At 64.9% G+C, this 12,050-nt stretch carries 8 protein-coding genes; 5 read left to right on the forward strand and 3 right to left on the reverse strand.

The features are described from left to right. Positions 1-11: 11 nt before the first annotated feature. Complete coding sequence (gene aceF, locus ACZ47F_RS00840) at positions 12-1,421, reverse strand: dihydrolipoyllysine-residue acetyltransferase (RefSeq protein WP_464925424.1); 1,410 nt, start codon at positions 1,419-1,421, stop codon at positions 12-14. Positions 1,422-1,455: 34 nt separating this feature from the next. Further along, entirely contained in the window at positions 1,456-4,176 is a 2,721-nt protein-coding gene (aceE, locus tag ACZ47F_RS00845; protein ID WP_464925425.1) for a pyruvate dehydrogenase (acetyl-transferring), homodimeric type, read from the reverse strand. Between the two features lie 258 nt (positions 4,177-4,434). Between aceE and ACZ47F_RS00850 the strand changes: the two genes are divergently transcribed. The 5 genes from ACZ47F_RS00850 (at position 4,435) to ACZ47F_RS00870 (ending at position 11,368) form a co-directional block, all read left to right on the forward strand. Then, complete coding sequence (locus ACZ47F_RS00850) at positions 4,435-6,951, forward strand: PAS domain-containing sensor histidine kinase (protein WP_464925426.1); 2,517 nt, start codon at positions 4,435-4,437, stop codon at positions 6,949-6,951. A 14-nt stretch (positions 6,952-6,965) separates the two neighbouring features. Then, entirely contained in the window at positions 6,966-7,577 is a 612-nt protein-coding gene (locus ACZ47F_RS00855) for a response regulator transcription factor (RefSeq protein ID WP_464925427.1), read from the forward strand. A gap of 78 nt (positions 7,578-7,655) precedes the next feature. Beyond that, a complete protein-coding gene (folD, locus tag ACZ47F_RS00860; protein ID WP_464925428.1) occupies positions 7,656-8,516 on the forward strand; it encodes a bifunctional methylenetetrahydrofolate dehydrogenase/methenyltetrahydrofolate cyclohydrolase FolD in 861 nt (286 codons plus the stop codon). 28 nt (positions 8,517-8,544) lie between these two features. Further along, on the forward strand, positions 8,545-10,605 hold the full coding sequence (locus tag ACZ47F_RS00865) for a M3 family metallopeptidase (RefSeq protein WP_464925429.1): 2,061 nt from the start codon (positions 8,545-8,547) through the stop codon (positions 10,603-10,605). Positions 10,606-10,711: 106 nt separating this feature from the next. Further along, positions 10,712-11,368 carry a glutaredoxin family protein gene (locus tag ACZ47F_RS00870; protein ID WP_464925430.1) on the forward strand — a complete coding sequence of 219 codons (657 nt, stop codon included), beginning with the start codon at positions 10,712-10,714 and terminating at the stop codon, positions 11,366-11,368. Positions 11,369-11,377: 9 nt separating this feature from the next. Here ACZ47F_RS00870 and rpiA read toward each other — a convergent pair whose 3' ends face one another. Next, entirely contained in the window at positions 11,378-12,040 is a 663-nt protein-coding gene (rpiA, locus tag ACZ47F_RS00875) for a ribose-5-phosphate isomerase RpiA (protein WP_464925431.1), read from the reverse strand. Positions 12,041-12,050: the final 10 nt, after the last annotated feature.

Here is a 12,050-nt window from a genome sequence, read left to right on the forward strand (position 1 = left end):
CCTGCTCCCGCTTAGATCAGCACACGCCGCAGATCGGCGAGCAGCTCGGTCAACAAGGTAGTGAAGCGCGCGGCCATTGCGCCGTCGATCACCCGGTGGTCGTACGACAGCGACAGCGGCAGCATCAGCCGCGGCTGGAACGCGGTGCCGTCCCACACCGGCTTGATCTGCGTCTTGGACAGCCCGAGGATGGCTACCTCCGGCGCGTTGATGATGGGCGTGAACGCCGTGCCGCCCACGCCACCTAAGCTGGAAATAGTGAACGTGGCGCCCTGCATGTCGGAGGGCTTGAGCTTGCCTTCGCGCGCGGTGGCGGCGAGTTCGCCCATTTCCCGGGCGATCTGCGCCAGGCCCTTCTTGTCCACATCCTTGAGCACCGGCACCACCAGGCCCTGCGGCGTGTCGGCGGCAAAGCCGAGGTGGATGTAGTCCTTGAGGATCAGGTTCTCGCCGGTCTCGTCGAGCGAGCTGTTGAACGCCGGCATGGCCTTGAGCGCGGCAACGCAGGCCTTCATCACAAAGGCCAGCATGGTGAGCTTCACACCCTGCTTGGCCAGCCGTTCGTTGCTCTCCTTGCGGAAGGCTTCGAGTTCGGTGACATCGGCCTCGTCGAACTGGGTGACATGCGGGATCATCGACCAGTTGCGCGCCAGATTCGGCCCCGAGAGCTTTTTGATGCGCGACAGCGGCTCAGTGCGCACCGGGCCGAACTTGGCGAAGTCCACCTTGGGCCAGGGTAGCAGGTTGAGCCCGCCCAGGCCCCCGCCGCCCTTGCCTGCACCGACACCGACTGCCGCAGCGGCCTGGGTGACGGCCTGACCCGCCATGACCGCCTTGACGAAAGCCTGCACATCCTCGGCGGTAATGCGACCTTTCGGACCACTGCCCTTGACTTCCGCCAGCGGCACACCGAGTTCGCGCGCCAGCTTGCGCACGCTGGGCGAGGCATGTGGCAACTGCGCTGGCGGTGCGCTTGGTGCGGGCGTGGGCAGCGCCGCTGTTGGCGGGGTGTGATGGCGTGGCTCGGAAGCAAAGCCCACGCCGACCGCCGCCGGGGGAATGGCAACGGGTGCTGCAGCCGGCGCCTCCTCAGCCGCGGAGCTGGTCTGCTGCAACGGCTGTGGCTGCTGTGGTGGGACGCTCGCGGCAGCCTCTTGGGCCGCAGGCTGCGCAGGCGCGGCGTCGGCGGTGTCGAGTTCGAGCAGCACGCTGCCCTCGCTGACCTTGTCGCCCAGCTTCACCCGCAACGCCTTGACCACCCCGGCCGCACTGCTGGGAATCTCCATGCTGGCCTTGTCACTCTCCACCGTCACCAGCGACTGATCCACCACCACCGTATCACCCGGCTTGACCAGCACCTCGATGACTTCCACATCCTTGAAATCCCCAATGTCGGGAACCTTGACCTCAACCACCGCCATGTGTGCGTCTCCTGTGTGATGTGTGGGGCTGCGCTCAGACGTAGAGCGAAAACACCTTCTCGGTGTCGATGCCGTACTTGGCGATGGCCTCGTTCAGCTTGGCCGCGGGCAGCGTGCCTTCGTCGACCAGCCCGCGCAGCGCAGCCAGGGTGATGTAGTGCCGGTCGACTTCGAAATGGCGGCGCAGTTCGGTGCGGGTGTCGGAGCGGCCGAAACCGTCGGTGCCGAGCACGCGGTAGCTGCGGCCCTTGGGCAGGTAGGGGCGGATCTGTTCGGCGAACAGCCGCACATAGTCGGTGCTGGCCACCACCGGGCCCGCATGCGCGGCCAGTTGCTGGGTGACGAAGGGCACGCGCGGCGTCTCGCCCGGGTGCAGAAGATTCCAGCGTTCGGTGGCCATGCCGTCGCGCGCCAGCTCGTTGAAGCTCGGGCAGCTCCACACATCGGCCGCCACACCCCAGTCTTTTTCCAGCAGGGTCTGCGCGGCCAGACTCTCGCGCAGGATCGCGCCGGAACCGAGCAGTTGCACCCTGGTCTTGACTCGGGTCTTGCCCGGCTTGCACAAATACATGCCCTTGAGGATCTGCTCCTCTGTGCCTTGTTGCAGGCCGGGTTGGGCGTAGTTCTCGTTGAGCAGGGTGAGATAATAGAACACGTCTTCCTGATTCTCCACCATGCGCTTCAGACCGGCGTGCAGGATGACCGCGACCTCGTGCGCGAAGGTCGGGTCGTAGCTGATGCAGTTGGGCACGGTCGAGGCGATGACCTGGCTGTGACCATCCTCGTGCTGCAGACCTTCGCCGTTGAGCGTGGTGCGCCCCGAGGTGCCGCCCAGCAGAAAGCCGCGCGCCAGCATGTCACCGGCGGCCCAGATCAGGTCGCCAATGCGCTGGAAGCCGAACATCGAATAGAAAATGTAGAACGGAATGGTGATGCGGTTGCTGTGCGAATAGCTGGTGGCCGCAGCGATCCATGATGACATGCCGCCGGCCTCGTTGATGCCTTCCTGCAGGATCTGGCCCTGCTTGTCCTCGCGGTAGTACATGACCTCGCCGCGGTCCACCGGCGTGTACTTCTGCCCTTCGGGCGCGTAGATGCCGATCTGGCGATACAGCCCTTCCATGCCGAAGGTGCGGGTTTCATCCACGAGGATGGGCACGACACGGGGCCCCAGCGTCTTGTCGCGCAGCAGCTGGTTGAGACAGCGCACATACGCCTGTGTGGTGGAGATTTCGCGGCCCTCGGCGGTCGCCTCCAGCATGGGCTGGAAAATCTCCTTCAGGTCGGGCACCGGCAGATGTTCATCGGCCTTTTGCCGCCGCTGCGGCAGAAAGCCGCCCAGCGCCTTGCGCCGCTCGAGAAGGTATTTCATTTCCGGCGTGTCGTCGGCCGGCTTGAAAAACGGCAGCTTGGGCAGCTCGCTGTCGGGGATGGGAATGTTGAAGCGATCGCGGAATTCGCGGATATCGTCGTCGGTGAGCTTCTTGACCTGGTGCGCCACATTGCGCGCCTCGGCCGCGCGACCCATGCCGTAGCCCTTGATGGTCTTGACCAGCAGCACCGTGGGGCCGCCCTGATGGTTGGCCGCGGCGTGGAATGCAGCGTAGACCTTCTGCGGATCGTGACCGCCGCGGTTCAGGCGCCAGATGTCCTCGTCGCTCATGTGCTCGACCATCTTAAGCAGACGCGGGTCGCGGCCGAAGAAGTGCTTGCGCACGAACGCGCCGTCGTTGGCCTTCATCGCCTGATAGTCACCGTCGAGCACATCCATCATCACCTGACGCAGGATGCCGTCCTTGTCGCGCGCCAGCAGCGGGTCCCAGTACGAGCCCCAGATCAGCTTGATCACGTTCCAGCCCGAGCCGCGGAACTCGGCCTCGAGCTCCTGGATGATCTTGCCGTTGCCGCGCACCGGGCCGTCCAAGCGCTGCAAATTGCAGTTGACGACGAAAATCAGGTTGTCGAGCTTTTCGCGTGCGGCCAGACCGATGGCGCCGAGCGACTCGGGCTCGTCCATTTCGCCGTCGCCGCAGAACACCCAGACCTTGCGTTTGGAAGTATCGGCAATGCCGCGAGCGTGCAGGTATTTAAGAAAGCGCGCCTGATAGATCGCCATGATCGGCCCCAGGCCCATGCTGACGGTGGAAAACTGCCAGAAGTCGGGCATCAGCTTGGGATGCGGATAGCTCGATAGTCCCTTGCCACCGACCTCCCGTCGAAAATGCGCCAGCTGCTCCTCGGTGAGCCTCCCCTCCATGTAGGCCCGGGCGTAGATGCCGGGCGAGCTGTGGCCTTGGAAATAGATCAGATCGCCGCCATGATCGGCCGTGGGCGCATGCCAGAAATGGTTGAACCCGGTGCCGTACATGGTGGCCAGCGAGGCGAACGAGGCCATATGCCCACCGAGGTCGCCGCCATCTGCAGGGTGCAGCCGGTTGGCCCGCACCACCATGGCCATGGCGTTCCAGCGCATGTAGGCACGCAGCCGCTCCTCGATCTCCAGATTACCGGGACTGCGCGCCTCCTCGTCGGGTGCAATGGTGTTGACATAGGCGGTGTTGGCGGAAAACGGCATGTCCACCCCGCTTTGCCGCGCCTGCGAGATCAGCGACTCGAGCACGAAATGCGCGCGCTGCGGCCCCTCCGAGTCAATCAGCGCTTGCAGCGCATCCAGCCATTCGCGGGTTTCCTGCGGATCGTCATCGCCCGGGGTGGCATTCAAGGACGACGGTTGCATCTCGGGTAAGGCGGCCATGCTGATTCTCCTCATGTGATGGTCTGCAGTATTGCAAACTCATTTTCAAATCACAAGAAACAATTTCGTAATATGAAATAAAATCATTGTTTATTCGATCGATCCCCTGGATTCGACGCGTGAACTGCGCCTGCGCAAAGACGCTGCAGTGCACCTGCAGTGCAGCAAGCCGCGGTTGCACCCGACGGACTCTCTGGACACTCTAGGGCCTGTTCACGCGGGGGCATCAGTCGCGAGAACAGGCCCTAGACTCACGCCGTGAAACCTTCCAAGCCCATCGCCATCCTGAGGCGCCGCAACTGGACGCAACGCCTGGGCCTGCTGCGCACCCGCGCGCTGCTGCGGCGCATGCAGTCCGACCGTGTGCTGCTTGTGCTGCCGCTGGTGGTGTTCGTGCTATTTCTGGCGGCGATGGCCGCGTTGGTGCGCTACTCGCAGCAGGCCGATCTGCAGCGCGACAAAGACAACCTGCAGCGCGACAGCGAATGGGCGCAACAGCGCATCAGCCTAGACCTGACCCTGGCGCAGGACCGGGTGCAGGCCATCGCCAACAATCTGTCGCTGCACGAAGACCGCGCCGGGCCCTTCGATGTGCAGGCGATGCGGCTGCTGCGCAGCTATCCGCAGATTCTGCTCGTGTACTACGCCCACCCGGATGGCACGGTCGTGTTCAAGAGAGGCAGTCCGAATCTGTCCACCGAGCAGCTCGGCGCGCTGGTGGGCAAGACACTCAAGCGCGCCAGCAGCCTGCAACTGATCCAGCAGGCCCTGCTCACGCAGCGTACCGCGTATTCCACGCCGTTCCAGACCACAGACAACGGTTGGCTCCTAGAAACCGCCACGCCAGTGGTGCGCAACGACCAGCTCGCCGGAGTGGTCGGCCTGGTGTATTCGGTCGAGGGCATTTTGCGCAACTCTGTGCCAGAGGATCTGAACGCCAGCTATGCAGTGTCGCTGCTCGACGGTGCCGACCGTCTGCTGGTCAGTGCCTCCAGCCAACCGATTCGCGACAAGGCGCTGCAATACCGTGCGCCGCTGCCGCCCTTCGATCCTGGACTGGTGCTGCAGGTCAGCAGCTACCGCAGCAGCCCCAGCTGGACCACGCGGGGCCTGTACTGGAGCGTGTTCCTGCTGTCGGCGCTGACGTTGTGGACGCTGCTGACCAGCTGGAACCAGTTGCGCCAGCGCCTGAGCGCGCAGGAGGCGTTGACCCGCGAGACCGCGTTTCGCCGCGCCATCGAAAATTCGCTGTCCACCGGCATGCAGGCCGTGGACATGCAGGGACGCATTCAGTATGTGAATCTGTCATTCTGCCGCATGACCGGGTTCGAGGAAGCCGATCTGATCGGAAGCCAACCGCCCTATCCGTACTGGCCGTCGCAGCAGGGCGCGGAAATGGCGCTGGCAATCCAGCAAAGCCTCGACGGTCTGGCGCCGCCCTCGGGCTTTGCGCTGAAGATTCGGCGCAAGAACGGCAGCGAATTCGACGCGCGGGTGTATGTCTCGCCGCTGATCGATGTGCGCGAAAAGCAGACCGGCTGGATCATGTCGGTCACCGACATCACCGAGCCGACGCGCATCCGCCAGGAGCTGGCCGCCTCGCACGAGCGCTTCGTCGCTGTGCTCGAAGGGCTGGATGCTGCGGTGTCGGTCATCTCGCTGGGCACAGAAGAGCCGCTGTTTGCCAACAAGCTCTACCGCCAATGGTTCGGCGCGTCGGTGCATGGCCACCTGATGCTCAACGGCGGGCAGCTCACCTCGGTGGCCGACGACGATCATGCCGATACGGTCGATTCCTTCGCCGGGCTGCCGGCCGAGGAAATCCTCGACGGCCATTCCAATGCGCACGAAACCTATGTCGAGGCCCTCGACCGCTGGTTCGATGTGCGCCAACGCTACATGCAGTGGGTGGACGGCCGGGTGGCGCAACTGCTCATCGCCACCGACATCACCCCGCGCAAACGCGCCGAGGAAACCGCCCGCAAGCAGGAAGAGAAGGCGCAGATCACCAGCCGCCTGATCACCATGGGCGAGATGGCGTCTTCGCTGGCGCACGAGCTCAACCAGCCGCTGACTGCGATCAGCAACTACATCTCGGGCATGATCGCCCGCATCAAGACCCACGGCATGGCGCAGCACCAACTGCTCGATGCGCTGGATAAAACCGCGCGACAGGCGCAGCGCGCCGCCGGGGTCATCAAGCGGGTGCGTGACTTTGTCAAAAAGAGCGAACCGGCGCGCGTGTCCTGCCGCGTGCAGGACATCGTGCGCAACACTCTGGAGCTGGCCGACATCGAGCTCACCCGGCGCAATGTACGCCTGCTCAACTTCGTCGCGCCCGGCATTCCGCCGCTGTATGCCGACCCCATCCTGATCGAGCAAGTGCTGCTCAACCTGCTGCGCAACGCAGCCGAGTCGGTGGACAAGACCGGGCGGCAAGGCAATCTACGCAGCATCGAGCTCAAGGTGACGGCCGACGCCGAGCGCGTGACCTTCTCAGTCAAGGATCATGGCACCGGCATCGACGACGCGGTCATGGAACGTCTGTTCGAAGCCTTCTACACCACCAAGACCGAGGGCCTGGGCATCGGCCTGAACATCTGCCGCTCGATCATCGAGTACCACCAGGGTCGTCTGTGGGCCGAGAATTATTACAATCAGGGGGTGATTGCCGGGTGCATTTTCAGCTTCACACTGCCGCTTGGCGCACCCAATACCCGGCCACAGTCGCCGGGCAACGGTGCGCAGCCGGACTTTCTTCCCTCCCGCTTCTGACCCACTCCAAGCGCATGAAAACAGCAAGCAAAGGCACCGTGTACGTGGTCGATGACGACGAAGCCGTGCGCGACTCGCTCCAGTGGCTGCTCGAAGGCAACGACTACCGCGTGCGCTGCTTCGACTCTGCCGAGAGTTTCCTCGCGCGGTTCGATCCGCGCGAGATCGCCTGTCTGATCGTCGATGTGCGCATGCCCGGCATGAACGGTCTAGAACTGCAGGACGAACTGCTGCGCCGCGGCTGTAGGATGCCGCTGGTATTCATCACCGGTCATGGCGATGTGCCGATGGCGGTGGAGACCATGAAAAAAGGCGCCGTGGACTTCATCGAAAAGCCCTTCAACGAAGTGGTGCTGCGCGATCTGGTCGACCGCATGCTGCAAAAGGCTCGACTCGACGCCGAGCAGCAGCAGGCGCAGGCCAGCCGCGGCGCGCTGCTAGGCAAGCTCACCGCACGCGAATCGCAGGTCCTCGAGCGCATCGTCGCCGGTCGGCTGAACAAGCAGATCGCCGACGACCTCAACATCAGCATCAAGACGGTGGAAGCCCACCGCGCCAACATCATGGAAAAGCTCGGCGTCAGCACCGTGGCCGATTTGCTCAAGATCGCGCTAGGCGCCAAGTGACCTGCCGCTCCCGGCCTGAGCACAGTCCGCGCGCCGCTGCGGGCGTGTGCGCCGGCATCCTCAACACGTAAAGCCCCCATGACAGCCCAACGCATCGACGGTCTCGCCCTGTCCGCCCAAATCCGCGCCGAGGTGGCGCAGCGCGCGCGCACCTGCACACAGGCTGGTCGCCAGCCGGGGCTGGCGGTCATCCTGGTGGGTGACAACCCGGCCAGCCAGGTCTATGTGCGCAACAAGATCAAAGCCTGCGAGCAGACAGGCATCCATTCCGTACTCGAGCACCATCCCGCCGACTTGCCTGAGGCGGCGCTGCTCTTGCGCATTGCCGCGCTCAACGCCGACCCGGCGATCCACGGCATTCTGGTCCAGCTGCCGCTGCCCAGGCACATCGACGCCCACAAAGTGATCGAGGCCATTTCGCCCGCGAAGGATGTGGATGGATTCCATGTGGCCAGCGCCGGGGCGCTGATGGTCGGCCGTCCCGGCTTCAGGCCCTGCACCCCGTATGGCTGCATGAAAATGCTCGAATCCGTCGGTTTGCACGACCTGCGCGGCAAGTCCGCCGTGGTGGTGGGCCGCTCGAACATCGTCGGCAAGCCGATGGCGCTGATGCTGCTGGCGGCCAATGCCACGGTGACCATCGCGCACAGCGGCACCACCGATCTCGGCACGGTCTGCCGGCAGGCAGACATTCTGGTGGCTGCCGTCGGGCGGGAAAACCTGATCACCGCCGACATGGTCAAGCCTGGCGCGGTGGTCATCGATGTGGGTATGAACCGCAACGCCCAGGGCAAGCTCTGCGGCGACGTCGACTTCGCCGCGGTCAGCGAGGTCGCTGGCTGGATCACCCCGGTGCCCGGCGGCGTCGGCCCGATGACCATTGCCATGCTGCTGGTCAATACCCTGCAGGCCTGCGAGCACGCGCTCGGCAGCCCATAATACAGCGCATCACGCCCGCTTCCGCTCCATGACCGCCACACTCCCTGCCGGCAATCCGCTGTGCGATTTCGATGACCTGCCCGACTACGCCGCGGTCCGGCCCGCGCACATCGCACCCGCGCTCGACGCGCTGATTGCTGCGGCCGAGCAAACCCTCGATCAGGTCACCCGCCCCGACACTCCGCCTGGCTGGGACACCGTGGTCGAGCCGCTGGAGCGCGCCACCGAACAGCTCGGCCGCGCCTGGGGTGTGGTCAGTCACCTCAACTCGGTGGCCGACACCCCCGAGCTGCGCGCCGCCTACAACGCGATGCTGCCGCGTGTGACCGAATTCTGGACCCGGCTGGGGCAGCACGAGGGCCTGTTGCGCCAGTATCAGGCGCTGGAGCAAAGGGCCGACTTCGCCGCCCTCAGCCCGACGCGCCAGCGCATCATCCGCCATGCCCTGCGCGATTTCCGCCTTGGCGGTGCCCTGCTGCAGGGCGCGGCGCGCACCCGCTATGCCGAAATCCAGGAGCGACTGGCCGCGCTCAACCAGACCTTTTCTGAGCACGTGCTCGACGCCACCGCTGCGCATGCCGAGTATGTCGCAGACGACGAGGTCGCCGGCATTCCAGCCGACGTCCTGCAGGCCGCACGCGAAGCCGCGCAGCGCGACGGCCGCGCGGGCTACAAGTTCACCCTACATGCCCCGTCTTACCTGCCGGTGATGCAGCACGGTGACCATCGCCCGCTGCGCGAACGCCTGTACCGCGCCTATGTCACCCGCGCCAGCGAACTGGGCGATGCGCGCTTCGATAATTCCGCCATCATGGCCGAAATCCTGGCGCTGCGCGCCGAGGAAGCGCGGCTGCTGGGCTATGCCAACTACGCCGAAGTCTCGCTGGTGCCCAAGATGGCCGACAGCCCGCAGCAGGTCATGGATTTTCTGCGCGATCTGGCTGCCCGCGCCCGGCCCTTTGCGCAGCGCGATCTCGACACATTGCGCAGCTTCGCCCGCGAGCAGCTCGGCCTGACCCATCTCGAGGCCTGGGATCTACCCTGGGCCTCGGAAAAGCTGCGGCAGTCCCGCTACGCACTGTCCGAACAGGAGGTGCGACAGTATTTCACCCTGCCCACGGTCATCGCCGGGCTGTTCCGGGTGGTCGAAACCCTGTTCGGCCTGCGGCTGCACAAGGTGGACGGCGACATCCGCGCCTGGCATCCGGATGTCGCGCTCTACCGCATCGACGATGCCGGCGGCCAGACCGTCGGCCTGTTCTACCTCGATCTCTACGCCCGCGAAGGCAAGCGCTCCGGCGCGTGGATGGATCATGTGCGCTCGCGCTGGCGGCGCGCCGACGGCACGCTGCAGACCCCGGTGGCCACCCTGACCTGCAACTTCCCGTCGCCGGTCGGCGGCAAGCCGGCGCTGCTCACCCACGACGATGTGCAGACCCTGTTCCACGAGTTCGGTCACGGCCTGCACCACATGCTCACACAGGTGGACGACATCGCGGTGTCGGGCATTTCGGGGGTCGAATGGGACGCGGTCGAGCTGCCCAGCCAGCTGATGGAAAACTTCTGCTGGGAATGGGACGTGCTGCGTTTTCTCACCCGGCATGTGGACACCGGCGAGCCGATGCCGCGCGAGCTATTCGACAAAATGCGCGCGGCCAAGAATTTCCAGTCCGGCATGCAGACTCTGCGGCAGGTCGAGTTTGCGCTGCTCGACATGCGGCTGCACCACGATCTCACCACCTTCACCCCAGAGGCGATCGAGGCGCTGGTCGAGGACAACCGGCGTGAGATCGCTGTGGTACAGCCACCGCCCTACAACCGCTTCGTCTGTAGCTTCTCGCACGTCTTCGCCGGCGGCTATGCCGCGGGCTACTACAGCTACAAATGGGCCGAGGTGCTGTCGGCCGACGCCTACGAGCGCTTCGAGCAAGAGGGGCCGCTGAACCCCGCGGTGGGCCAGAGCTACTGGCAGTCCATCCTCGCCGTAGGCGGCAGCCGCGATGCGATCGATGCGTTCAAGGCCTTCCGTGGCCGCGAACCGCGCATCGACGCCCTGCTTCGCCACGGCGGCATGACCGCGAACGTCTGACCGCATGCCTCCTCCCGCGCTGTGGCAAAAACACCGCTCGGCGCCCCCCGAAACGCGGGCGGTCATGGCACACTTGCCACCTCGAGTTCACTTGCAGCGCATTCCGATGAAACGTCTCCAACGCCGCGCCTTTGTCTTGTCTGCCGCGATCGGGCTGGGCCTGTGGTCGGCAGGCCCAGCCTGGGCCATTTACAAAATCATTGGCCCCGATGGCTCGGTGACCTTCAGCGACCTTCCGCCGAGCAGCCCGCAAGGCAAGACCGTGCAGTCGCTCGGCACCGGCAAGTCCACCGCGCCGCAAACTGCAGATGCGGACTTCCCGCCCGCACTGCGCGAGGCCGCACGCAAATATCCCGTGACGCTCTACACCACGCCGCAATGCGATGCCTGCGACGCGGCCCGCGACTTCCTGCAGCAGCGCGGCATCCCGTTCACCGAAAAAATAATCACGAGCAACGCCGACATCAAGGCATACAAAGCGCTGTCCCAGGGCAGTGACCGCCTGCCGTTGCTGGCAGTCGGCGACACCCGGCTGCCCCCCGGCTTCAGCGCGAGCAGTTGGGGCACGGCACTGGACGCCGCAGGCTATCCCAAAACCAATGTGCTGCCGCGCAGCTATGTGCGCCCCATGGCCACGGAACTGGTGCCACCCGCCCCTGCTGCGGCGGGAAAGAGCGCCATGCCAAATACTGCCAGCAGCGCAGGTGCGCTGTCCGTGTCGCCGCCACCCAATCCGAACGCGCCAAAGGGGTTTCGCTTCTGATGTCTGCGGTCAGACAAAGTCGCGCCGCTCGACGCCGCCCGGTGTGCCAACCAGCGCGACATCCGCACCGCGCAGGGCAAACAACCCGACGGTGACCACGCCCGGGATCTGGTTGACCCGAGTCTCGAACTCCCTCGGCTGCGTGATCTGCAGACCGTGCACATCCAGGATCAGATTGCCGTTGTCGGTGATGTAGCCGCTGCGCTCGCGTGGATCGCCGCCAAGGGCGCGCAGGCGCCGCGCCACCAGTTCACGCGCCATCGGCACCACCTCGACAGGCAGGGGAAACTTGCCCAGCACCGGCACCAGCTTACTCTGGTCGACGATGCAGATGAAGCGATCGGCGGCTTCAGCGATGATCTTCTCGCGGGTGAGCGCTCCACCGCCGCCCTTGATCATGGCGCCAGATGGGTCGATCTCGTCCGCGCCATCCACATACACTGGCAGTTGCTTGACCGCATTGAGATCGACCACCGGGATGCCTTGGGCGCGCAACCGCTCGGTGGACCGTTCCGAGCTCGACACCGCGCCCGCGATCTGATCCTTGATGCCAGCGAGCGCATCGATAAAAAAGTTCACCGTCGAGCCAGTGCCCACGCCAATGATTTCGCCACGCGGCACCAGGGCCAGTGCGGCGGCCGCGACCTGCTGTTTGAGTTCGTCTTGCGTCATTTCGGATCTT

It is taken from the genome of Thiomonas islandica (assembly GCF_055383445.1).